The following is a 22,249-nucleotide window of genomic DNA, read 5'->3' on the forward strand; positions in this document are numbered from 1 at the left end:
GCTGCCGCGGCGATGCGGCGGCCGGCGGTCGATCGATTTCGGAAGTGGAGAGACGACGTGTCAGCGGCACTGCGTTTTGACAATATCGGCAAGGTATTTCCCGGCGTGCGCGCACTCGACGGCATTTCGTTCGACGTGCAGGCGGGCGAAGTGCATGGCCTGATGGGCGAGAACGGCGCGGGCAAGTCGACGCTGTTGAAGATTCTCGGCGGCGAATACCAGCCCGATGCGGGCAGCGTGCTGGTCGACGGCCAGCCCGTGCAGTTCGCGAATGCGGCCGCGTCGATCGCGGCCGGCATCGCGGTGATTCACCAGGAGCTGCAGTACGTCCCCGACCTGACGGTCGCGGAAAACCTGCTGCTCGGCCGCCTGCCGAACGCGTTCGGCTGGGTGAGGAAGCGCGAGGCGAAGCGCTACGTGCGCGAGCGGCTCGCGGCGATGGGCGTCGACCTCGATCCCGACGCGAAGCTCGGGCGGCTGTCGATCGCGCAGCGGCAGATGGTCGAGATCTGCAAGGCGCTGATGCGCAATGCGCGCGTGATCGCGCTCGACGAACCGACCAGTTCGCTGTCGCATCGCGAGACCGAGGTGCTGTTCAAGCTCGTCGACGACCTGCGTGCGCAGGGCCGCGCGCTGATCTACATCTCGCACCGGATGGACGAGATCTACCGGCTCTGCAATGCGTGCACGATTTTCCGCGACGGGCGCAAGATCGCGTCGCACGAGTCGCTCGCCGACGTGCCGCGCGAACGGCTCGTCGCCGAGATGGTCGGGCGCGAGATTTCGGACATCTACCATTACGCGCCGCGCGCGCTCGGCGACGTGCGGTTCTCCGCCGAAGGCATCGACGGCCATGCGCTGCGCGAACCCGCGAGCTTCTCGGTGCGCGCGGGCGAGATCGTCGGCTTCTTCGGGCTGGTGGGCGCGGGCCGCAGCGAACTGATGCGGCTCGTGTACGGTGCGGACCACCGGCGCGCGGGCGTGCTGACGCTCGACGGCGCGCGCATCGACGTGAAGCGCACCGGCGACGCGATCCGCCACGGCATCGTGCTGTGCCCCGAGGACCGCAAGGAAGAAGGGATCATCGCGATCGCGTCGGTCGCGGAGAACATCAACATCAGTTGCCGCCGCCATTCGCTGCGCGCGGGGCTGTTCATCAACCGCAAGGCCGAAAGCGAAACGGCCGACCGCTTCATCCAGCGGCTGAAGATCAAGACGCCGAACCGGCGCCAGAAGATCCGCTTCCTGTCGGGCGGCAACCAGCAGAAGGCGATCCTGTCGCGCTGGCTGGCGGAGCCCGACCTGAAGGTCGTGATCCTCGACGAGCCGACGCGCGGGATCGACGTCGGCGCGAAGCACGAGATCTACGACGTGATCTACCGGCTCGCGGAGCGCGGCTGCGCGATCGTGATGGTGTCGTCGGAGCTGCCGGAAGTGCTCGGCGTGTCCGACCGCATCGTCGTGATGCGCGAAGGCCGGATCGCCGGCGAGCTGCCGCGCGAACGGGCGAACGAGCACGCGGTGCTGAGCCTCGCGCTGCCGCAGACGAGCGCGGTCGAGGCAGCCTGACGCGACCGGCGACAATCGAATCGAACCTGCGCGGCGCGGGCCGCGCGAAGCAGGAGCAGGAGACACACCATGCAAGTCAACGAAAACCTCGCCAGCGCCGCCGTGAAGCCGACGGCCGACGCGCTGGTTCCACAGCAGGGCGACCGCCAGAAGTGGTGGCAGCACCTGACCGAATACAGCCTGATCGCGATCTTCGCGGTGATGTTCATCACGATGTCGCTGACGGTCGATCATTTCTTCTCGATCGACAACATGCTCGGCCTCGCGTTGTCGATCTCGCAGATCGGCATGGTCGCGTGCACGATGATGTTCTGTCTCGCGTCGCGCGACTTCGACCTGTCGATCGGCTCGACCGTCGCGTTCTCCGGCGTGCTGTGCGCGATGGTGCTGAACGCGACCGACAACACGTTCGTCGCGATCGTCGCGGCGGTCGCGGCCGGCGCCGCGATCGGCTTCGTGAACGGCGCGGTGATCGCGTACCTGCGCATCAACGCGCTGATCACGACGCTCGCGACGATGGAGATCGTGCGCGGGCTCGGCTTCATCGTGTCGAAAGGGCAGGCGGTCGGCGTGTCGTCGGATACCTTCATCGCGCTCGGCGGGCTCACGCTCTTCGGCGTGTCGTTGCCGATCTGGGTCACGCTGCTGTGCTTCATCGCGTTCGGCGTGCTGCTGAACCAGACGGTATACGGCCGCAACACGCTCGCGATCGGCGGCAACCCCGAGGCATCGCGGCTCGCGGGGATCAACGTCGAACGCACGCGCGTCTACATCTTCCTGATCCAGGGCGCGGTGACGGCGCTCGCGGGCGTGATCCTCGCATCGCGCATCACGTCGGGCCAGCCGAACGCCGCGCAGGGCTTCGAACTGAACGTGATTTCCGCGTGCGTGCTCGGCGGCGTGTCGCTGATGGGCGGCCGTGCGACGATCTCCGGCGTCGTGATCGGCGTGCTGATCATGGGCACCGTCGAGAACGTGATGAACCTGTTGAACATCGACGCGTTCTACCAGTACCTCGTGCGCGGCGCGATCCTGCTCGCGGCCGTGCTGCTCGACCAGCTGAAGAACCGCGGCGTACGCGACTGACCGACCGGTTTCCACGGAGACGAACCGCATGACCATCGACACTTCCGCGCACGGCGCGAGCGCCGCGCGATACGCGCGATACCCGAGCCTCGAGGATCGCGCGGTGCTGATCACGGGCGGCGCGACCGGCATCGGCGCGGCGTTCGTCGAGCACTTCGCCGCGCAGGGCGCGCGCGTCGCGTTCGTCGACCTCGACGCGGCCGCGGGCGCCGCGCTGGCGGACAGCCTCGCGCACGTGCGCCACGCGCCGCTGTTCATCCAGTGCGACCTGACCGACATCGACGCGCTGCGCCGTGCGATCGACGCGATCCGCGCGCGCATCGGCGCGATCGCGGTGCTCGTGAATAACGCGGCGAACGACGCGCGCCACGCGATCGGCGACGTGACGCCCGACGCGTTCGACGCGGGCATCGCGGTGAACCTGCGCCACCAGTTCTTCGCCGCGCAGGCGGTGATCGACGACATGAAGCAGCAGGGCGGCGGCGCGATCATCAATCTCGGCTCGATCAGCTGGATGCTGAAAAACGGCGGTTATCCCGTCTACGTGATGGCGAAGGCCGCCGTGCAGGGGCTCACGCGCGGGCTCGCGCGCGACCTCGGCCCGTTCGGCATCCGCGTGAATTCGCTGGTGCCGGGCTGGGTGATGACCGACAAGCAGCGCCGGCTGTGGCTCGACGACGCGGGCCGCGCGGCGATCAAGGCCGGCCAGTGCATCGACGCCGAGCTGCTGCCGGCCGACCTCGCGCGGATGGCGCTGTTTCTCGCGGCCGACGACAGCCGGATGATCACCGCGCAGGACGTGATCGTCGACGGCGGCTGGGCCTGACCCGTTCGCACCGACCTGCATCGTTTCCTCGACGAAGGAAAGGAGTTCGCCATGACCGCCCCGTCCTCGCACGCATCGTCGTCCACCAGCCAGTCGCGCCGCGCGCGCCTGGCCGCCGCCGCGCAGCCGGTCAGCCCCGGCCCGCAGACGGCCGCGTTCGCGCAGGGCGTCGGCGCCGCGCATGCGGCGGCCGTCACGCTGTCGAACGCGTCGTTGCGGCTCGACGTGCTGCCGCACCTCGGCGGCGGCATCGCGCGCTTCGACTGGCGCGGCGACAACGGCGCGCTGATGCCGGTGTTCCGCCGCTGCGAGCACCCGGAGACGGCGACGGACCCGAACGAGCTCGCGTGTTATCCGCTGCTGCCTTACTCGAACCGGATCGGCGACGGGCGCTTCGAATGCGACGGGCGCAAGATCGCGGTGCCGCGCAACCGCCGCGACGAACCGCTGCCGATCCACGGCGACGGCTGGCTCGCGCCGTGGCAGGTGGACGATGCGACCGGCACGACGCTGCAGTTGTCGCTCGACCGCGCGGGCGGCGCGCCGTATGCGTTCCGCGCGATCCAGTCGTTCGAACTCGACGATGCGACGCTGTCGATCGCGCTGACGATCGAGAACGCGGGGCGCGCGCGGCTGCCGTTCGGGCTCGGCGTGCATCCGTTTCTCGTGCGCGACAGCGTGACCGAGCTGGCCGCGGCGGCCGGCGGGCTGTGGTTGTCCGGCGCCGATTTCCTGCCGGTGCGGCACGTGAGCGTGCCGCCGGCCTGGCAGTTCGGCGTCGCGTATCCGCTGCCGGCCGCGCTCGTCAATCACGCGTTCACCGGCTGGGGCGGCCACGCGACGGTGAGCTGGCCGCGCCGCGGGCTGTCGCTGACCGTCGCGGCGGACGCCGACGCGTACGTGCTCTACACGCCGCCGGGCGAGGATTTCTTCTGCTTCGAGCCGGTCGATCATCCGATCAATGCGGTGAACCTGCCGGGCGGCGCGGCCGCGCACGGGATGACGCTGCTCGCGCCCGGCGAGCGCCTCACGCGGCGCTTCGCGTTCACCGTCGAACGCGTCGATGCACGCGGCCATGCCGCGACACGCGAGGGACGCCGGCGACGCGGGTAAAATACGCGGTCTACCAACGGTTTGCCGCGAGTACCCGCCATGTCTTCCCCGCTTACTTTCATCGAATCGCTGCGCGCCGCGTGGCAGCGCACCGACTCGCTGCTGTGCGTCGGCCTCGATCCCGAGCCGTCGCGCTTTCCCGTGCAGTTCGACGGCCAGCCCGACGCGATCTTCGAATTCTGCCGGCAGATCGTCGACGCGACCGCGCCGTACGCGAGCGCGTTCAAGCCGCAGATCGCCTACTTCGCCGCGCATCGCGCGGAAGACCAGCTCGAGCGCCTGATCGCGCACATCCACCTCCAGCATCCGGGCCTGCCCGTGATCCTCGACGCGAAGCGCGGCGACATCGGCAGCACGGCCGAGCAGTACGCGCGCGAAGCGTTCGAGCGCTATCGCGCGGACGCCGTCACGGTGAACCCGTACATGGGCTACGACTCGGTCGAGCCGTACTTCGAGCACGAAGGCAAGGGCGTGATCGTGCTGTGCCGCACGTCGAACCCGGGCGGTTCCGACCTGCAGTTCCTCGAAACGGGCGGGGCCGGCCATCCGGGCCGGCCGCTGTACCAGGTCGTCGCCGACCTCGCGGCGAACAAGTGGAACGCGAGGAACGGCCAGCTCGGCCTCGTGGTCGGCGCCACGTTCCCGAAGGAAATCGAGATCGTGCGCGGGATCGTCGGCGACATGCCGCTGCTGATCCCCGGCATCGGCGCGCAGGGCGGCGACGTGCAGGCGACCGTCAGCGCCGGCCGCACGGCCGACGGCACCGGCATGATGATCAACTCGTCGCGCGCGATCCTGTACGCGAGCAAGGGCGAGGACTTCGCCGAAGCCGCGGCGCTCGCCGCGCAGAAGACGCGCGACACGATCAACGCGCATCGCTGACATGCCGGCCGCCCGTTCGGGCGGCCACCGGCCGCGCCCGCGCCCGCGGGCCGCGCGCCTTCATCGCGTGTGTGCCGCGCTGGCGCACACGAACAACTTCCCGTCGCTTCCGCACCGCATGCCCGCCGTTCATTCGCGCGATGCTGCCGCTTGTCATCGAACTGTAACGAAAATGTCAAGAAAGGGAGTGACGCCATGCCCAAGCTGTCCCGCCGTGTCCTGAGCGCGTTCGCCGCATCGTGGTGCATGACGTTCGCCCATGCGGCGGACCTGTCGCACTGGCCGGCCGACAGCGCGAAGGCGCTGAACGCGATGATCGCCGCGCACGCGCACCGCGGCGACTACGCGGTGTTCGACGCCGACAACACGACCTACCGCTACGACCTCGAGGAATCGCTGCTGCCGTACCTCGAGAACCGCGGCGTGCTGACGCGCGACACGCTCGACCCGTCGCTGAAGCTGATCCCGTTCAAGGATTCCGCCGACTACCGGGAGTCGCTGACGAGCTATTACTACCGGCTGTGCGAGATCGACGACCTCGTCTGCTACCCGTGGATCGCGCAGGCGTTCGCCGGGCAGTCGCTCGCCGATCTGAAGCGCCACGTCGACGCGATGCTCGCCGACGGCAAGCCGGTTCCGGTCCGCTACTGGCAGGGCGACAAGGTGGTCGACGGCGCGGTGAACCCGCCACGCTTCTTCCGCGGCATGCAGGAGCTGTACACCGCGCTGCGCGAGAACGGCATCGACGTCTACGTGATGACGGCCGCGCACGAGGAACTCGCGCGGCTCGTGCTGTCCGACCCGAAGTACGGCTACCACGTGAAGCCGCAGAACGTGATCGGCGTGACGACGCTGCTGCGCAACCCGGCGACCGGCGCGCTGACGACGTCGCGGCTGCAGATCAAGGCCGGCAAGTACGACGAGGCGGCGAACCGCAGCCTGGTGATCACGCCGTTCCTGATGAACCCGATGACGTGGTACGAAGGCAAGCTCGGTTCGATCGTCGGCTGGATCGACCAGTGGAAGAAGCCGGTGCTGGTCGCGGGCGACACGCCGGCGTCCGACGGCTACATGCTGCTGAACGCGACCGACGTCGCGCGCGGCGGCGTGCGCGTGTGGGTCAACAAGAAGGACAAGCAGATGACGCAGATCCGCGCGTGGTCGGACGAATCGGCCGCGAAGCAGAAATCGCTCGGCCTGCCGGTGACGGCGGACAAGAACTGGATCGTCGTGAAGCCCGACGCGATCCAGTAAGCGGCAAGCGGGGCGCGTCGCGCGCCCCGGCCCGGTCAGCCTTCGCGCTCGTCGAGCAGCTTCAGCAGCCCGCGCAGCGCATGCGCGGCCGCCTGCGTGCGGATCTGCTCGCGGTCGCCCTTGAACACGAGCGTCTCGACGTCGGTATGCAGCCGGTTGCTCCAGCCGAACGACACGGTGCCGACCGGCTTCTTCTCGCTGCCGCCGGCCGGGCCGGCGATGCCGGTGACGGACAGCGCGACCTGCGCGCGGCTGTTGCGTAGCGCGCCTTCGGCCATCGCGCGCGCGACGGGCTCGCTGACGGCGCCGTGCTTGTCGATCAGGTCGGGCGGCACGCCGATCATCTCGATCTTGGCCTGGTTCGAGTACGTGACGAACCCGCGCTCGAACCACTGGCTGCTGCCGGAAATGTCGGTGATCGCCGCGGCGATCATCCCGCCGGTGCAGGATTCGGCGGTGGCGAGCGTCAGGTGCTCGTCACGCAGCTTGTTGCCTGCGCGGATCGCAAGCTGATGGACGACGGAATCGGTTGGCATGCGCGTCGGGATACGGGAGTCGGGAAATCGGTCAGCCGACGACGGAGCGCCACAGGGCGATCACGAGCAGCGTCATGAACGCGGCGACCAGGTCGTCGGCCATGATGCCGAGCCCGCCTTTCAGGCGGCGGTCGAAATAGCGGATCGGCGGCGGCTTGAGCATGTCGAAGAAGCGGAACGCGACGAACGCCCACAGCTGGCCGATGAAGGTCGCCGGCGTGACGAACAGCATCACGAGCCAGATCGCGACGATCTCGTCCCAGACGACGGCGCCCGGATCGGACCTGCCCGTCTTCCTCGCGGTGAAACCGGTGATCCACGTGCCCGCCGCGAAGCCGACGGCGATCAGCGCCCACCATTCGGGCACCGTCAGGTAGCGGTTGAGCACGACGAACGTCAGCCAGCCGAACAGCGAGCCGAACGTGCCGGGCATGATCGGCGCGAGCCCGCTGCCGAAACCGAGCGACACGATGTGCGCCGGGTGCGACAGCATGAAGCGCGCGGTCACGCGCTGCGGCGCGTCGGGTGCGGCGCCGGTCTCGGCCGCGGCAGGCGCGGGCGTCGGGTCAGTCTGCATGGAAGTGGTCGAAGCCGTGCAACGTGAGAGCGAGGGGCGCGCCGGCGGCGTCGTGCCACGCGATCGCGGGGAGCGCCGACGGCGCGGACAACGCGCGTATTGTACCGATTCGCGTGACCGGCACGCCGGCCGTTGCGCCGGCCGCCTCGACCGCCGCGCGGGCCGCGGCCGGCGCGGTGAAGCACAGTTCGTAGTCGTCGCCGCCCGCCAGCGTGCAACGGCGCTGCACGTCGGGCGGCAGCGTCGCGAGCGCGGCCGAGCGCGGCACCGCGTCGGCGTCGATCTCGGCGCGCACGTTCGAACGCGTCAGGATGTGCTGCAGGTCGCCGGCGAGGCCGTCGGAGAGGTCGAGCGCCGCGTGCGCGACGCCCGCGAGCGCCAGGCCGAGCGCGATGCGCGGCTCGGGCCGCTCGAGCGCGCGCCGGAACGCGGCCGCTTCGGCCGCGCCGGCCGCCCATTCGCCGCGCGCGACGCCGAGGCCCGCGCGGGCGTCGCCGAGCGTGCCGGACACCCACACGTCGTCGCCGTCGCGCGCGGCGTCGCGCCGCAGCGCCGCGTCGGGCGCGACTTCGCCGAACACGGTCACGCACAGGTTCAGCGGCCCGCTCGTCGTGTCGCCGCCGATCAGCTCGCAGCCATAGCGCTCGGCGAGCGCGAACAGCCCGTTGCTGAAGGCCTCGAGCCACGCCGCGTCGGCGCGCGGCAGCGCGCAGGCGAGCGTGAACGCGCGCGGTTCGGCGCCCATTGCCGCGAGATCGGACAGGTTGACCGCGAGCGTCTTGTGGCCGAGCGCGTCGGGCGCGACATCGGGAAAGAAATGGCGGCCTTCCACCAGCATGTCCGTCGAAATGGCCAGCAATTTCCCGGATCGCGGCGTGATCAGCGCGCAATCGTCGCCGATCCCGAGCGTCGACGCGCGCCCCCCCTGCGCGGCGCGGCGCGTGAAGAAGCGTTCGATCAGCGAAAACTCGGAGAGGGCGGCTGGCACGTCGGGCGATCCGGAACGGTTGAAGGAACGGCATTGTACGAGGCGAACGGCGGCGCTTCTGCACCATCCGGTACATTTTTGTCGCGGCTGTTGCACCCGAATCGCCGGTCTGGCGGCCGATGATTGGCGCTACAATGCCGTCGAACAGTTATTCTAATCCGCCCGTCACGAGACACATGTCCACCCAAGCCTCCTCCAAAGCCAAGCTCCGCGAAGCCGCACTCGACTATCACGAATTCCCGACGCCCGGGAAGATTGCGATCGCCCCGACCAAGCAGATGATCAACCAGCGCGACCTCGCGCTCGCGTACTCGCCGGGTGTGGCGTACGCGTGCGAGGAGATCGTCGAGAATCCGCTCAACGCCGCGCGCTTCACCGCGCGCAGCAACCTGGTCGGCGTCGTCACGAACGGCACGGCGGTGCTCGGTCTCGGCAACATCGGCCCGCTCGCGTCGAAGCCGGTGATGGAAGGCAAGGCCGTGCTGTTCAAGAAGTTCGCGGGCATCGACGTGTTCGACATCGAGCTGAACGAGTCGGACCCGCACAAGCTCGTCGACGTGATCGCCGCGCTGGAGCCGACCTTCGGCGGGATCAACCTGGAAGACATCAAGGCGCCGGACTGCTTCATCGTCGAGCGCGAAGCGCGCAAGCGAATGAAGATCCCGGTGTTCCACGACGACCAGCACGGCACCGCGATCGTCGTGGCCGCGGCCGTCACGAACGGCCTGAAGGTCGTCAACAAGGACATCAAGAAGGTCAAGCTCGTCGCCTCGGGCGCGGGCGCGGCGGCGCTCGCGTGTCTCGACCTGCTGGTCGACATCGGCCTGCCGCTCGAGAACATCACGGTGACCGACCTGGCCGGCGTGGTTTACAAGGGCCGCACCGAGCTGATGGATCCGGACAAGGAGCGTTTCGCGCGCGAAACCGACGCCCGGACGCTGGCCGAAGTGATCGACGGCGCGGACATCTTCCTCGGCCTGTCGGCCGCGGGCGTGCTGAAGCAGGAGATGGTGAAGGGCATGGCCGAGCGTCCGCTGATCCTCGCGCTCGCGAACCCGACGCCGGAAATCCTGCCCGAAGCGGCGCTCGAAGTGCGCCCCGACGCGATTCTCGCGACCGGCCGCACCGACTACCCGAACCAGGTCAACAACGTCCTGTGCTTCCCGTTCATCTTCCGCGGCGCGCTCGACGTCGGCGCGACGACGATCACGCGTGAAATGGAGATCGCGGCCGTCAACGCGATTGCCGAGCTGGCCCAGCACGAGCAGAGCGACATCGTCGCGACCGCGTACGGCATCCAGGATCTGTCGTTCGGGCCCGAATACCTGATCCCGAAGCCGTTCGATCCGCGCCTGATCGTGAAGATCGCGCCGGCCGTCGCGCAGGCCGCGATGGACGGCGGCGTCGCGACGCGCCCGATCGAGGACATGGAAGCCTACAAGCAGCACCTGCAGCAGTTCGTGTATCACAGCGGCACGACGATGAAGCCGATCTTCCAGATCGCGCGCGCCGCGTCGGAAGAGAAGAAGCGCGTGGTGTTCGCGGAAGGCGAGGAAGAGCGCGTGTTGCGCGCCGTTCAGATCATCGTCGACGAGAAGCTGGCCAAGCCGATCCTGATCGGCCGCCCGTCGGTGATCGAGCACCGTATCCAGCGCTACGGCCTGCGCCTGACGCCGGGCACCGATTTCACGGTCGTCAACACCGAGCACGACGAGCGCTACCGCGACTTCTGGCAGACGTACTACAAGATGATGGCGCGCAAGGGCATCAGCGAGCAGCTCGCGCGCGTCGAGATGCGCCGCCGCACGACGCTGATCGGCTCGATGCTGGTGAAGAAGGGGGAAGCGGACGGGATGATCTGCGGCACGATCAGCACCACGCACCGCCACCTGCACTTCATCGACCAGGTGATCGGCAAGCGCCCGGGCTGCAGCGTGTACGCGGCGATGAACGGCCTCGTGCTGCCGGGCCGCCAGATTTTCCTCGTCGACACGCACGTGAACGTCGATCCGACCCCGGAGCAACTGGCCGAGATCACGATCATGGCGGCAGAGGAAGTGCGCCGCTTCGGCATCGAGCCGAAGGTCGCGCTGGTGTCGCACTCGAATTTCGGCACGAGCAACGCGCCTTCGGCGAAGAAGATGCGCGATACGCTCGCGATCCTGCAGGAAACCGCGCCGGAGCTGAAGGTCGACGGCGAAATGCACGGCGACGTCGCGCTCGACGCCGCGCTGCGCAAGGAAATCCTGCCGGAATCGACGCTGGAAGGCGAAGCTAACCTGCTGATCCTGCCCAACATCGACGCCGCGAACATCGCGTACAACCTGCTGAAGACGGCCGCCGGCAACAACATCGCGATCGGGCCGATCCTGCTGGGCGCCGCGCAGCCGGTGCACGTGCTGACCGAATCGGCGACCGTTCGCCGCATCGTCAACATGGCGGCGCTGCTGGTCGCCGACGTGAACGCGGCGCGCTGAGCCAAAACGAACGCGCCAGGCCGGTCGAACCGGCGTGGCGCGTCGGGAAAATTGTAAACAAAAGCAAAAAGAGGCGTGCCCGCAACGGGCACGCCGCCGGGCAGGGCGCAAACGCGCTTCCCGCAAGCAACAAGCAGCATCTCTCCACTCCAGACAGCGAGCGCGGCAGGGAGGCAGGTCCTGCCAACAGCGAGATGCCATCCGGATTTTATCCTATGTAAGATAAATGTAGTGTAATTTCGGTAAGAAATGCGCGATTCCGGGTATCGCGACGCTTTCGATTCCCAAACGGACATTGATTCGCGCGGCCAATAACGCTACGCTAACGCCTTTGTTGGTCGTCAACTACTTGATTTAACAGCGGGAACCCTGGTTCATGGCACGCAAGTGGCTCCGCAACGGCGCGCTCGCGTCCGTCTTCGCGATGTTCGCGATGGGTATCGTCGGCACGCCGACGGGCAGTCTGGTTTCCGCCGCTTACGCACGGGAGGCCGTTCCGGCCGACGTGGCCGCCAGCGGGCTCGATACGATTCCGGTTGCCAGTCTTCCGCGCGAGGCCGTGACCACGCTGGGCCTGATCGGCGCGGGCGGCCCCTATCCGTACGAGAAAGACGGCGTCGTATTCGGCAACCGCGAGCGGATCCTGCCGAAGGCGAAGCGCGGCTACTACCATGAGTACACGGTGCCGACGCCGCGTGCCCGCAATCGCGGGGCGCGCCGGATCGTCTGTGGCGGGCCCTTGCGCCGGATCGACAACTGTTACTACACGGGCGACCACTACAACAGTTTTAAACGTATTGTTGAATGACTTCGGGACGAATGGCATGAGCGACTCCATCTACGCGCACGATACGGCGGCGGCGGATCTGTTCGCTGCCGGCGACGGCAATCTGTTTCAGCGCGTGATCCAGCTGCACGCGGCGGCGCAGGCTGGCAGCACGCCGGAGCAACAGGAAGCCGAACCCGGGCTTTCATCGAACGAGGAGCCTATGAGCCTTTTCACGACCGTGCGACCCAATCTCGTGCAGTCGATCCGCGCGTTCCGCGTGCAGGATCTCGCCGACGAAGCCACCCGGCTCGGCCAGCACTTCCTGTTCGCGTATTGCGGCGCCGCGCAGTCGAAGCAGGAAGTGATGGAAACGATCGCGACGTCGTTCCTGTTCCCGAAGCATTTCGGGAAGAACTACGATGCACTGTACGACTGCCTGACCGACCTCGTCGCGAAGGCCGGCGCGCAGCCCGGTTTCGTGATCGTTCTCGAAGGGCTGCCGATCGCGCAGAAATTCGACAAGGAAGGGCGCGAGACGCTGCTCGACGTGTTCCGCGAGGCGGCCGAGTTCTGGGCCGAGCGCAAGGTCGCGTTCCGCGTGTTCTACTCGTTCGCGTAAGCACGCACCGGCCCGCGGCCGATCCGGCAGGAAGCCCGCCTCGAGCGGGCTTTTTTGCGCCTGCGCGATGCGTCCGGGCCGGTGCGCGCGCCGCTTGCCGACATCCGCCTTTCATCCGGCGCCGTTTTTCGGGACAATCCGGTCGGCCCGGCTGTGGCAGCCGCCGTACCGGGTGCGTACAACAAACCATCGAGAGAGGGCTGTCTTCCCATGAATATTTCCCGTTCCGCACGCGCCGTCGTGCTGCCCCTGCTGGTCGCGGCCGGCGCCGCGCATGCCGCGCCGCTGACGCCCGAGCAGACCGTCGACCTTTACATCGGCGCGCTCGTCAACGGCGACGTGTCGAAAGCGCGCGAATTCAACGACGCGGTTCGTGAGAGCTACAGCGGCAAGGACGCGCTCGACATCGGCGTGCTGTCGACGATGGGCGAGTCGATGCGCAGGGACATGGCCGACGGGATACTGGCGCCGATGCCGCCGAAGGCCAGTGCCGCGTTGCGTCCGTCGGTCGAGAGCATGGCCGCCGCGTATCAGCGCGCGCTCAATCGCTCGACATGCAAGACGACCGGGTCATCGCAGCAACCGAACCCGGACGTCGAGGGCGCGACGATCGCGACAGTCGAATTCGCGTGTCGCGTGGCCGATGCGGGGCCAGGCGCGAAGGCGCTGGAGGCGAAGCTGGGGCCGAATCGGCGCCTGAAGAGCGAGGCGGCGCGCATTGCGTCGCTCAAGACGATCTTCTCGGGCATCGCGCAGGTGCTGGACGATGCACCGGTGACGCATCCGGTGGCGGGCAAGATCGACATCTACAGCCTCAAGGAAGGCGGCTGGACGACCGGTAGTCCGGGAGACGTGCTGACGCCGGTGGTCGACGCGTTGTCCGATTCGATGCCGCACGGCTCGTCGAGCGACAAGTAACGTGCGACGAACCGCGGCGTCCGCGTCGCGTGCGAGCGGGGAAGGGCCGTGCTGCCTCGCGGCGGCACACCCTGCTCGTCACCACCCGCCCCAACGCGCGGCCAGCGCCGCGAGCACGGCCGCGCCGGCTGTTTCGGTGCGCAATACGCGCGGCCCGAGCGACAGCGCGGTGAAGCCGCGGGCGCGCGCCGCGTTTTCCTCGTCGGGCGACAGCCCGCCTTCGGGGCCGATCAGCAGTGTGACGGCGGCGGCGGGCGGCGTGCCGGGCAGCGACGCGAACGGGATGCTCGCGCGCGGCGACAGCAGCAGCCGCAGTTCGCCGTCGGCCGGTGCGGCCGGCAGCGCGTCGAGCCACGTATGGAAGCCGGCGACCGGCGCGACGTCGGGCACACGGTTGCGTCCGCACTGCTCGCACGACGCACGCACGACGCCGCGCCAGTGCGCGACGCGCTTGTCCGCGCGTTCGCCGGACAGCTTCACGACGCCGCGCGCGGTCGACAGCGGCACGACCGCCGCGACGCCAAGCTCGACGGCCTTCTCGATCACCCAGTCCATCTTGTCGCCGCCGGCGATTCCCTGCGCGAGCGTCACGCGATAGGGCGGCTCGGCTTCGGCTGGTTCGAACGTTTCGATCTGCGCGATCGCGTTGCGCTTGTCGATCTCGACGAGTCGCGCGCGGTACTGGCCGCCGGTGCCGTCGAACAGCGCGAGCACGTCGCCCGGCTGCAGGCGCAGCACCTGGGCGTGGCGCGCGACGTCGGCCGGCAACGCGAGCGTGGCGTCGGCGCGCAACGCGGCGTCGACGAAAAAGCGCGGCACGGCCGCGGTGGTGGTGGCTTCGTTCATGCGTGTTGCGGTGTCGGTCATGCGTCGAGACGGTGTCCAAGCGCCCATCGGTAGCCGTCGAGATCCTCGATCTGCGCGAAGCGGTCGCCCCAGAACTGGTCCTGCGGCGCGCTCAGCGATTTCGCGCCCGCGTCGAGCGCGCGCTGCCAGGTGGCGTCGACGTCGTCGACATACAGATAGAAGGATTGCGGCGCGGTCATGTTCGCGCTTCTCGGCGTGAGCGCGGTCGAGCCGAACGCGCCTTCGGGCGCGAACATCACGATCAGCTGGCCGCGGTAGGTCATCTCGACGTGCATGATCGCACCGTCCTCGTCGTGCACGTCGCGCAGCGCGAAGCCGAAGGCGGCCTTGAAGAAATCGATGGCCGCGCGCGCGTTGCGTACGGCCAGGTAGGGCGTCAACCAAGGCACGTTGGCCGGACGTGGATCGGTCATGAAAATCTCCTGTGGGACCAGGTGGGCGCTGCATCCGGGTCATTCCGGTTCCGCGTTTCGCACGGCGAACCATGCGCAACCCCACGGGAAAAACGGAACGATGCGGCCGCCCGGACGCTCAGCGGCGAACGCCCAGTGTATCGCGCAGCGCGCGCGGCAGGGCAAAGAGGGACGCATGCAACCGCGCATCGTAGTAGCGCAGGTCGTGGACGCGGCGGGCCGCGAGGCGATCGTCGATGTCGTGCGCGAACAGCGCGGCCGCGTCGAGCGTGTCGCTCGCGATCGCCATCAGCCACTGCGAGCCGTACAGCGGCACGTGCGCGGACAACGGATCGACGACCGCGAAGCTCGCGCGCAGGTCGTCGAGCAGCGCGGCGATGCGCGCGGCGTGGAATATCGGCGAGCCGAGGTGCATCGAAATCGCGCCGCACGGCGTGAGAATGCGCTTGAGGCGTGCGTAGAACGCACGCGTGTAGAGGCCGGCCGCCGGCGAATCGGGCGGCGTGAGATCGAACACGACGAGATCGAAATGCTCGACGGTCGACTCGACGAAGTGCGCGGCGTCGCCGATCACGACCTCGACGCGCGGGTCGTCGAGCGCGCCCTGGTGCACGTCGTCGAGATAGCGGCGCGCCATCCCGACCACCTCGTCGTCCAGCTCCGCGATCACGATCCGCTCGATGCACGCGTGCTTGAGCAGCTGGCGGGCCGCGCCGCCGTCGCCGCCGCCGAGCACGAGCGCCTTCTTCGGCGACGGGTGCGCGAGCGCGGCCGGGTGCGTCATGCACTCGTGATACACGTACTCGTCGCCGACCGACGTCATCGGCCGGCCGTCCAGCGTGAACAGGCGGCCGAGCTGCGGGGTTTCCCAGACCTCGATCTGCTGGTGCGAGGACGCGACGCGCGCGAGCCGCCGGGCATTCGGGAAGCCGTAGGTGGCGTGGGGCGTAGGGTGGAAGAGAAGCGTGGTGCTCACGGGCGGACCCTTGGGGCAGGCAGTTCCGACGTCTGAATTATAGGAGGCGGGCGGTTCGACGGAAAACCGTGCCGGAACACTACGCGCCGACAAGGGAAATGTCAGCCCATCTGTTAAAATGACGAGCTTTGCAGCCCCGTCCGTAGGCTCCGTCCGCTTCGCGTCCGTCAGGCGCCGCACCACGCGCCGGGAACGATCGACGCTCGCGCTTCCGGATGCCGCCGTGCCCCCGTTTCCTCGACTCGTTCTCCGGACTCGACATGACGACTTCGTCTCCCGCCTCCACCACCCTGATGGCCAACGCGATCCGTGCGCTCGCGATGGACGCCGTCCAGCAAGCGAACTCCGGTCACCCCGGCATGCCGATGGGCATGGCCGAAATCGGCGTCGCGCTCTGGTCGCGCCATCTGAAGCACAACCCGACGAACCCGCACTGGGCCGATCGCGACCGCTTCGTGCTGTCGAACGGTCATGGCTCGATGCTGCTGTACTCGCTGTTGCACCTGACCGGCTACGACCTGCCGATGGAAGAGCTGAAGAACTTCCGCCAGCTGCACTCGAAGACGCCGGGCCACCCGGAATACGGCATCACGCCGGGCGTCGAGACGACCACCGGCCCGCTCGGCCAGGGCCTCGCGAACGCGGTCGGCATGGCGCTCGGCGAAGCGCTGATGGCCGACGAGTTCAACCGTGACGGCGCGAAGATCGTCGATCACCACACGTACGTGTTCCTCGGCGACGGCTGCCTGATGGAAGGCATCTCGCACGAAGCCTGCTCGCTCGCCGGCACGCTGAAGCTGAACAAGCTGATCGCGCTGTACGACGACAACGGCATCTCGATCGACGGCGACGTCGTGAACTGGTTCCACGACGACACGCCGAAGCGTTTCGAAGCGTACGGCTGGAACGTGATCCCGAACGTGAACGGCCATGACGTCGACGCGGTCGACGCGGCGATCGCGAAGGCGAAGCTGTCGGACAAGCCGACGCTGATCTGCTGCAAGACGGTGATCGGCCAGGGCGCGGCCACGAAGGCCGGCGGCCACGACGTGCACGGCGCGGCGCTCGGCGCGGAAGAAATCGCGAAGACGCGCGAAGCGCTCGGCTGGAAGTGGGAGCCGTTCGTGATTCCGCAGGAAGTCTACGCGGCATGGGACGCGAAGGAAGCCGGCAAACGCGCCGAAACCGAATGGGACGCGACGTTCGCCGCCTATCGCGCGAAGTTCCCGGCGGAAGCCGCCGAATTCGAGCGCCGGATGGCCAACAAGCTGCCGGCCGACTGGGCTGAAAAGGCCGCGGCGATCATCGCCGGCGCGAACGAGCGCGCCGAAACGGTCGCGACCCGCAAGGCGTCGCAGCAGGCGATCGAAGGCCTGGCCGCCGCGCTGCCCGAACTGCTCGGCGGCTCGGCCGACCTGACCGGCTCGAACCTGACCAACTGGAAGGCGTCGAAGGCGGTCCGCGCGAATCCGGAAGGCCCGGGCGTCGTGCTGGGCAATCACATCAACTACGGCGTGCGCGAATTCGGCATGAGCGCCGCGATCAACGGCCTCGCGCTGCACGGCGGCCACAAGCCGTTCGGCGGCACGTTCCTGACGTTCTCCGACTACAGCCGCAACGCGCTGCGCGTGGCCGCGCTGATGAAGGTGCCGTCGATCTTCGTGTTCACGCACGATTCGATCGGCCTCGGCGAGGATGGCCCGACGCACCAGTCGATCGAGCACGTGTCGAGCCTGCGCCTGATCCCGAACCACGACGTGTGGCGTCCGGCCGACACGGTCGAGACGGCCGTCGCGTGGACCCACGCGGTCGCCGCCGACCGACCGTCGAGCCTGATCTTCAGCCGCCAGAACCTCGCGTTCAACCCGCGTACCGATGCGCAGATCGCGAACATCGAGAAGGGCGGTTACGTGCTGAAGGACTGGGACGAAGAGATCGTCGCGCGCAAGATCATCCTGATCGCGACGGGCTCGGAAGTGGAACTCGCGATGAAGGCCGTCGAGCCGCTCGCGCAGCAGGGTATCGCGGCCCGCGTCGTGTCGATGCCGTCGACCAACGTGTTCGACCGCCAGGACGCCGAATACCGTGAGCGCGTGCTGCCGCACGGCGTGCGCCGCGTCGCGATCGAAGCGGGCGTGACGGCCTTCTGGCACAAGTACGTCGGCCTGGAAGGCGGCGTCGTCGGGATCGACACGTTCGGCGAATCGGCGCCGGCCGGCGTGCTGTTCAAGTACTTCGGCTTCACCGTCGAGCACGTCGTCGAGACCGCCAAGGCCGTACTGGCCTGACAACATACGCGACGCGCGCCACCCGTCGCGCGCGTCGCACCGTGAAGCTGCACGAAACGAATTTTTTCAGCCATCAGGAGATAGACCATGACGATTCGCGTCGCAATCAACGGCTACGGCCGTATCGGCCGCAACACGCTGCGCGCGTTTTATGAAAACGGCAAGAAGCACGATCTCGAGATCGTCGCGATCAACGACCTGGGCGATGCGAAGACCAACGCGCACCTGACCCAGTACGACACCGCGCACGGCAAGTTCCCGGGCGAAGTGTCGGTCGACGGCGACTACCTCGTCGTGAACGGCGACAAGATCCGCGTGCTGGCGAACCGCAACCCGGCCGAACTGCCGTGGGGCGAGCTGGGCGTCGACGTCGTGATGGAATGCACGGGCTTCTTCACGACGAAGGAAAAGGCGAGCGCGCACCTGAAGGGCGGCGCGAAGAAGGTCATCATCTCGGCGCCGGGCGGCAAGGACGTCGACGCGACGATCGTCTACGGCGTGAACCACGACGTGCTGAAGGCCGAGCACACCGTCATCTCGAACGCATCGTGCACGACGAACTGCCTCGCGCCGCTCGTCAAGCCGCTGAACGACAAGATCGGCCTCGAAACCGGCCTGATGACGACGATCCACGCATACACGAACGACCAGGTGCTGACGGACGTCTATCACGAAGACCTGCGCCGCGCGCGTTCGGCCACGCACAGCCAGATCCCGACGAAGACCGGCGCGGCGTCGGCCGTCGGCCTCGTGCTGCCGGAACTGAACGGCAAGCTCGACGGTTACGCGATCCGCGTCCCGACGATCAACGTGTCGATCGTCGACCTGTCGTTCATCGCAAAGCGCGACACGACGGTCGAGGAAGTCAACGCGATCATGAAGGAAGCATCGGAAGGCGCGCTGAAGGGCATCCTCGGCTACAACGACGCACCGCTGGTGTCGATCGACTTCAACCACAACCCGGCTTCGTCGACGTTCGACGCGACGCTGACCAAGGTGTCGGGCCGTCTCGTCAAGGTGTCGAGCTGGTACGACAACGAGTGGGGTTTTTCGAACCGCATGCTGGATACCGCTGTCGCATTCGCGAACGCGAAGTAATCCCGCACGTTGCGCGGCCGCCGCGAGGCGGCCTGCGCGGCGAACGAGCCCGGCCGGTTTTTCCGGTCGGGCTTTTTTGTTGCCGCGTTCGGTGGCTCACGCCGCGATCACCTGCTCGAGCGCGGCGGCGAACGCGCGCTTCAGCGGGCTGTCGAGATCGGTCCACGCGAGGCCGATGCCGGTGCGGTGCCCGGCCAGATCGAGCGGCCGCGCGAGCACGTTCGGCGGCAGCGCGCTCGCGGCTTCCGCCGGGATCAGCCCGATCCCCATGCCCGCCGCGACGAGCGCGAGCATCGTCGTGAATTCGCCGAACTCCTGGGCAATTTCGAGCGTCGTGCCCGCGCGGCTCAGCGCGAGCAGCATGTCGTCGTGAAAGCCGGGCGCGTAGCGGCGCGCGAGCACGAACACCGGCCGGCCGCGCAGCGCGGCCGGCGGGATCGGGTCGTGCACCGCGAGCGGATGATCGAGCGGCAGCGCGACGACGAAGCCTTCTTCCAGGATCACGCGCGTGTCGATGCCCGCATACGCGGCCGGCAGCCGGATCATCCCGAAATCGATCCGCCGGTCGCGCAGTGCGGCGATCTGGTCGGGCGTCGGCATGTCCTTCAGGTCGAGCGCGATCAGCGGATAACGCTCGCGCATCGTGCGCAGCACGGCCGGCAGCAGCGCGGGCAGCACCGACGACACGAACGCGATCCGCAGCGTGCCGATTTCGCCGCGGCTCGACAGCCGCGCCATCTGCTCCGCGCGCGCGGCCTGCTGCAGCGTGGCGCGTGCTTCGGGCAGGAACACGCGCCCGGTGTCGCTCAGTTCGACCTTGTGCCGGTCGCGCTCGAACAGGCGCGCGCCGAGTGCTTCCTCGAGTGCCTTGATCTGCATGCTCAACGCGGGCTGCACGATGCACAGGCGCCGCGCGGCGCGCCCGAAATGCAGCTCTTCCGCGAGCGTGACGAAGGCACGCAATTGCTTGAGTTCCATGGTCGGCGGGCCCCCGTGGGCGGTAATCAGATTTCATGATAACCGGATCAAAAACAAGCATTGGCGCGGGGCCCGGCCGCCGGTGGAAGATAACGTCGACGCGAGACCGGCCGCGACGGGCAGCCGGCTCCCCTGACATGAGGAGACATCGATGACTCACGCGCTTGACCGGTTCCGCCTCGACGGCCGCCGCGCACTGATTACCGGCTCCGGACGCGGGATCGGGCTGACGCTCGCCCGCGGACTCGCGGAAGCCGGCGCGGCGATCGTCATCAACGATCGCAATGAGGAGAAGGCCGCGACGCTCGCGCGCCGTTTCCGCGACGAAGGCTTCACGGCCGACCATGCGGTGTTCGACGTGGCCGAGCACGCGCAGGTGCGCGCGGCGATCGACGATGCCGAGGCGCGCATCGGCGCGATCGACATCCTCGTGAACAACGCGGGCATCCAGCGCCGCGCGCCGCTCGACACGTTCGATCCGGACGACTGGCATGCGCTGATGCGCGTGAACCTCGACGGCGTGTTCAACGTCGCGCAGGCCGTCGCGCGGCACATGATCGCGCGCGGCCACGGGAAGATCATCAACATCTGCTCGGTGCAGAGCGAACTCGCGCGGCCGACGATCGCGCCGTATGCGGCGACCAAGGGCGCGGTGCGGATGCTGACGAAGGGGATGTGCGCCGACTGGGCGCGCCACGGCATCCAGGCGAACGGCCTCGCGCCCGGCTATTTCGAAACCGAACTGAATCGCGCGCTGGTCGACGACGCGGCGTTCTCGGACTGGCTGTGCAAGCGCACGCCGGCCGGTCGCTGGGGGCGCGTCGACGAGCTGTGCGGCGCGGCGATCTTTCTCGCGTCGGCCGCCTCCGATTTCGTGAACGGCCAGACGCTGTTCGTGGATGGCGGCCTGACCAGCGCCGTTTGACGAGAGGAGAGGGTCATGCGTATGCGTTGCATGTGTGTGGTGATCCACGGGCCGAACGACCTGCGGGTCGAGGAGCAGGACGCGGGCGAGATCGGCCCGGGCCAGGTGCGCGTCGACGTCGCGATGGGCGGCATCTGCGGCTCCGACCTGCATTACTTCCGGCATGGCGGCTTCGGCGCGATCCGGCTGCAGCAGCCGATGGTGCTCGGCCACGAGGTGGCCGGCACGGTCGCGGAGGTCGCGCCGGACGTGACGTCGGTGAAAGTCGGCGACCGCGTCGCGGTCAATCCGAGCCGGCCGTGCGGCGCGTGCCGCTACTGCCTCGAAGGGCTGCCGAACCAGTGTCTCGACATGCGCTTCTACGGCAGCGCGATGCGCATGCCGCACGTGCAGGGCGCGTTCCGCAACGCGCTCGTATGCGACGCCGTGCAGTGCGTGAAGGTTGCCGATCACGTGCCGCTGTCGCTCGCGGCGCTCGCCGAGCCGTTCGCGGTCGGGCTGCATGCGGTGTCGCGCGCGGGCCCGCTGATCGGCAAGCGGGTGCTCGTGTCGGGGTGCGGGCCGATCGGCGTGCTTGCGGTCGCGGCCGCGCGCGTGCACGGCGCGACGGAGATCGTCGCGACCGACGTCGTCGAGGCGCCGCTGGCGGTGGCCAGTGCGCTCGGCGCCGACCGCACGATCAACGCGGCCGCCGATGCCGGCTGGGTCGCGCGTTACGCCGCCGACAAGGGCACGTTTGACGTGATGATCGAGTGTTCGGGCAATGCGCGGGCGCTGCGAGACGGGCTGGACGTGATGCGGCCGCGCGGTGTCGTCGTGCAGCTCGGGCTCGGCGGCGACGTCAGCCTGCCGCAGAACGTCGTGGTCGCGAAGGAGCTGTCGATCTGCGGATCGTTCCGCTTCCACGCGGAATTCGCGCTCGCGGTGCAGCTGATCAATGCGGGGCGCGTCGACCTGCGGCCGGCCGTCACGCGCGTGTTCCCGATGCGCGATGCGAATCTCGCGTTCGAACTGGCCGGCGACCGGCAGCGCGCGATGAAGGTGCTGATCGATTTCGCGGGCGAGACCGCGTGACGGCGCGGCGCTGACC

At 68.4% G+C, this 22,249-nt stretch carries 21 protein-coding genes; 14 read left to right on the forward strand and 7 right to left on the reverse strand.

What is annotated here, in order from left to right:
* Positions 1 to 57 precede the first annotated feature (57 nt).
* The 6 genes from araG to AC1VVG_RS03125 all read left to right on the forward strand — a co-directional run bounded on the left by araG (position 58) and on the right by AC1VVG_RS03125 (position 6,730).
* Positions 58 to 1,569 carry an L-arabinose ABC transporter ATP-binding protein AraG gene (gene araG, locus AC1VVG_RS03100; RefSeq protein WP_034186401.1) on the forward strand — a complete coding sequence of 504 codons (1,512 nt, stop codon included), beginning with the start codon at positions 58 to 60 and terminating at the stop codon, positions 1,567 to 1,569.
* A 69-nt stretch (positions 1,570 to 1,638) separates the two neighbouring features.
* A complete protein-coding gene (gene araH, locus AC1VVG_RS03105; protein WP_034186402.1) occupies positions 1,639 to 2,655 on the forward strand; it encodes an L-arabinose ABC transporter permease AraH in 1,017 nt (338 codons plus the stop codon).
* Positions 2,656 to 2,683: 28 nt separating this feature from the next.
* Positions 2,684 to 3,481, forward strand: coding sequence for an SDR family NAD(P)-dependent oxidoreductase (locus AC1VVG_RS03110; protein WP_034186403.1), 798 nt, complete (start codon positions 2,684 to 2,686; stop codon positions 3,479 to 3,481).
* Positions 3,482 to 3,532: 51 nt separating this feature from the next.
* On the forward strand, positions 3,533 to 4,594 hold the full coding sequence (locus AC1VVG_RS03115) for an aldose 1-epimerase (RefSeq protein WP_059558043.1): 1,062 nt from the start codon (positions 3,533 to 3,535) through the stop codon (positions 4,592 to 4,594).
* A gap of 39 nt (positions 4,595 to 4,633) precedes the next feature.
* A complete protein-coding gene (gene pyrF / locus AC1VVG_RS03120) occupies positions 4,634 to 5,476 on the forward strand; it encodes an orotidine-5'-phosphate decarboxylase (protein WP_034186405.1) in 843 nt (280 codons plus the stop codon).
* A 195-nt stretch (positions 5,477 to 5,671) separates the two neighbouring features.
* Complete coding sequence (locus tag AC1VVG_RS03125; protein WP_034186406.1) at positions 5,672 to 6,730, forward strand: hypothetical protein; 1,059 nt, start codon at positions 5,672 to 5,674, stop codon at positions 6,728 to 6,730.
* Between the two features lie 35 nt (positions 6,731 to 6,765).
* Here AC1VVG_RS03125 and AC1VVG_RS03130 read toward each other — a convergent pair whose 3' ends face one another.
* Genes AC1VVG_RS03130 through thiL form a run of 3 tightly spaced genes read right to left on the reverse strand, consistent with a single transcriptional unit; the run spans position 6,766 to position 8,831 of the window.
* Positions 6,766 to 7,266 (reverse strand): CinA family protein, encoded by a 501-nt coding sequence (locus tag AC1VVG_RS03130; protein WP_034186407.1) that lies wholly within the window; start codon positions 7,264 to 7,266, stop codon positions 6,766 to 6,768.
* A gap of 31 nt (positions 7,267 to 7,297) precedes the next feature.
* A complete protein-coding gene (locus AC1VVG_RS03135; RefSeq protein ID WP_034186408.1) occupies positions 7,298 to 7,843 on the reverse strand; it encodes a phosphatidylglycerophosphatase A family protein in 546 nt (181 codons plus the stop codon).
* On the reverse strand, positions 7,833 to 8,831 hold the full coding sequence (thiL, locus tag AC1VVG_RS03140) for a thiamine-phosphate kinase (RefSeq protein WP_124609732.1): 999 nt from the start codon (positions 8,829 to 8,831) through the stop codon (positions 7,833 to 7,835). The genes AC1VVG_RS03135 and thiL overlap by 11 nt, the downstream gene beginning before the upstream one ends.
* 134 nt (positions 8,832 to 8,965) lie before the next feature.
* On the opposite strand from thiL, the gene AC1VVG_RS03145 reads away from it, so the two are divergent.
* From AC1VVG_RS03145 to AC1VVG_RS03160, 4 genes are all read left to right on the forward strand, one after another.
* Positions 8,966 to 11,308, forward strand: coding sequence for an NADP-dependent malic enzyme (locus AC1VVG_RS03145; protein ID WP_269465996.1), 2,343 nt, complete (start codon positions 8,966 to 8,968; stop codon positions 11,306 to 11,308).
* Positions 11,309 to 11,684: 376 nt separating this feature from the next.
* A complete protein-coding gene (locus tag AC1VVG_RS03150) occupies positions 11,685 to 12,116 on the forward strand; it encodes a guanyl-specific ribonuclease (RefSeq protein ID WP_034186411.1) in 432 nt (143 codons plus the stop codon).
* Between the two features lie 16 nt (positions 12,117 to 12,132).
* Positions 12,133 to 12,696 (forward strand): barstar family protein, encoded by a 564-nt coding sequence (locus tag AC1VVG_RS03155; RefSeq protein WP_034186412.1) that lies wholly within the window; start codon positions 12,133 to 12,135, stop codon positions 12,694 to 12,696.
* 210 nt (positions 12,697 to 12,906) lie between these two features.
* On the forward strand, positions 12,907 to 13,614 hold the full coding sequence (locus AC1VVG_RS03160; RefSeq protein ID WP_049028426.1) for a hypothetical protein: 708 nt from the start codon (positions 12,907 to 12,909) through the stop codon (positions 13,612 to 13,614).
* Between the two features lie 78 nt (positions 13,615 to 13,692).
* Here AC1VVG_RS03160 and AC1VVG_RS03165 read toward each other — a convergent pair whose 3' ends face one another.
* The 3 genes from AC1VVG_RS03165 to speE form a co-directional block, all read right to left on the reverse strand.
* Positions 13,693 to 14,460, reverse strand: a complete 768-nt coding sequence (locus AC1VVG_RS03165; protein WP_034186446.1) for a 16S rRNA (uracil(1498)-N(3))-methyltransferase — start codon at positions 14,458 to 14,460, stop codon at positions 13,693 to 13,695.
* A gap of 17 nt (positions 14,461 to 14,477) precedes the next feature.
* Positions 14,478 to 14,894, reverse strand: coding sequence for a VOC family protein (locus tag AC1VVG_RS03170; RefSeq protein ID WP_034186414.1), 417 nt, complete (start codon positions 14,892 to 14,894; stop codon positions 14,478 to 14,480).
* Positions 14,895 to 15,012: 118 nt separating this feature from the next.
* Complete coding sequence (gene speE, locus AC1VVG_RS03175) at positions 15,013 to 15,870, reverse strand: polyamine aminopropyltransferase (RefSeq protein ID WP_059558038.1); 858 nt, start codon at positions 15,868 to 15,870, stop codon at positions 15,013 to 15,015.
* Between the two features lie 215 nt (positions 15,871 to 16,085).
* Between speE and tkt the strand changes: the two genes are divergently transcribed.
* Both tkt and gap read left to right on the forward strand, forming a co-directional pair.
* Positions 16,086 to 18,158 carry a transketolase gene (tkt, locus tag AC1VVG_RS03180; protein ID WP_034186416.1) on the forward strand — a complete coding sequence of 691 codons (2,073 nt, stop codon included), beginning with the start codon at positions 16,086 to 16,088 and terminating at the stop codon, positions 18,156 to 18,158.
* Between the two features lie 87 nt (positions 18,159 to 18,245).
* Positions 18,246 to 19,256, forward strand: a complete 1,011-nt coding sequence (gap, locus tag AC1VVG_RS03185) for a type I glyceraldehyde-3-phosphate dehydrogenase (protein ID WP_006485712.1) — start codon at positions 18,246 to 18,248, stop codon at positions 19,254 to 19,256.
* A gap of 96 nt (positions 19,257 to 19,352) precedes the next feature.
* Here gap and AC1VVG_RS03190 read toward each other — a convergent pair whose 3' ends face one another.
* Positions 19,353 to 20,234: a LysR family transcriptional regulator gene (locus tag AC1VVG_RS03190; protein WP_200087833.1), complete on the reverse strand. Its 882-nt coding sequence runs from the start codon at positions 20,232 to 20,234 to the stop codon at positions 19,353 to 19,355.
* A 151-nt stretch (positions 20,235 to 20,385) separates the two neighbouring features.
* Here AC1VVG_RS03190 and AC1VVG_RS03195 point away from each other — a divergent pair, with 151 nt between their 5' ends.
* Entirely contained in the window at positions 20,386 to 21,159 is a 774-nt protein-coding gene (locus tag AC1VVG_RS03195; protein ID WP_034186418.1) for an SDR family NAD(P)-dependent oxidoreductase, read from the forward strand.
* Positions 21,160 to 21,174: 15 nt separating this feature from the next.
* Positions 21,175 to 22,233: an L-idonate 5-dehydrogenase gene (locus AC1VVG_RS03200; RefSeq protein WP_034186419.1), complete on the forward strand. Its 1,059-nt coding sequence runs from the start codon at positions 21,175 to 21,177 to the stop codon at positions 22,231 to 22,233.
* Positions 22,234 to 22,249: the final 16 nt, after the last annotated feature.

The sequence above is a fragment of the Burkholderia sp. L-4 genome (genome assembly GCF_056856535.1).

Excerpts from the sequence above, each read along its gene's own strand:
- AC1VVG_RS03150 (WP_034186411.1), top strand. The coding sequence starts at position 11,685 with ATGGCACGCAAGTGGCTCCGCAACGGCGCGCTCGCGTCCGTCTTCGCG.
- AC1VVG_RS03165 (WP_034186446.1), bottom strand. The coding sequence starts at position 14,460 with ATGAACGAAGCCACCACCACCGCGGCCGTGCCGCGCTTTTTCGTCGAC.
- pyrF (WP_034186405.1), top strand. The coding sequence starts at position 4,634 with ATGTCTTCCCCGCTTACTTTCATCGAATCGCTGCGCGCCGCGTGGCAG.
- AC1VVG_RS03200 (WP_034186419.1), top strand. The coding sequence starts at position 21,175 with ATGCGTATGCGTTGCATGTGTGTGGTGATCCACGGGCCGAACGACCTG.
- AC1VVG_RS03155 (WP_034186412.1), top strand. The coding sequence starts at position 12,133 with ATGAGCGACTCCATCTACGCGCACGATACGGCGGCGGCGGATCTGTTC.
- AC1VVG_RS03190 (WP_200087833.1), bottom strand. The coding sequence starts at position 20,234 with ATGGAACTCAAGCAATTGCGTGCCTTCGTCACGCTCGCGGAAGAGCTG.
- AC1VVG_RS03160 (WP_049028426.1), top strand. The coding sequence starts at position 12,907 with ATGAATATTTCCCGTTCCGCACGCGCCGTCGTGCTGCCCCTGCTGGTC.
- AC1VVG_RS03115 (WP_059558043.1), top strand. The coding sequence starts at position 3,533 with ATGACCGCCCCGTCCTCGCACGCATCGTCGTCCACCAGCCAGTCGCGC.
- AC1VVG_RS03125 (WP_034186406.1), top strand. The coding sequence starts at position 5,672 with ATGCCCAAGCTGTCCCGCCGTGTCCTGAGCGCGTTCGCCGCATCGTGG.
- gap (WP_006485712.1), top strand. The coding sequence starts at position 18,246 with ATGACGATTCGCGTCGCAATCAACGGCTACGGCCGTATCGGCCGCAAC.
- AC1VVG_RS03170 (WP_034186414.1), bottom strand. The coding sequence starts at position 14,894 with ATGACCGATCCACGTCCGGCCAACGTGCCTTGGTTGACGCCCTACCTG.
- AC1VVG_RS03110 (WP_034186403.1), top strand. The coding sequence starts at position 2,684 with ATGACCATCGACACTTCCGCGCACGGCGCGAGCGCCGCGCGATACGCG.
- AC1VVG_RS03135 (WP_034186408.1), bottom strand. The coding sequence starts at position 7,843 with ATGCAGACTGACCCGACGCCCGCGCCTGCCGCGGCCGAGACCGGCGCC.
- araH (WP_034186402.1), top strand. The coding sequence starts at position 1,639 with ATGCAAGTCAACGAAAACCTCGCCAGCGCCGCCGTGAAGCCGACGGCC.
- tkt (WP_034186416.1), top strand. The coding sequence starts at position 16,086 with ATGCCGCCGTGCCCCCGTTTCCTCGACTCGTTCTCCGGACTCGACATG.
- AC1VVG_RS03195 (WP_034186418.1), top strand. The coding sequence starts at position 20,386 with ATGACTCACGCGCTTGACCGGTTCCGCCTCGACGGCCGCCGCGCACTG.
- AC1VVG_RS03145 (WP_269465996.1), top strand. The coding sequence starts at position 8,966 with ATGCCGTCGAACAGTTATTCTAATCCGCCCGTCACGAGACACATGTCC.
- AC1VVG_RS03130 (WP_034186407.1), bottom strand. The coding sequence starts at position 7,266 with ATGCCAACCGATTCCGTCGTCCATCAGCTTGCGATCCGCGCAGGCAAC.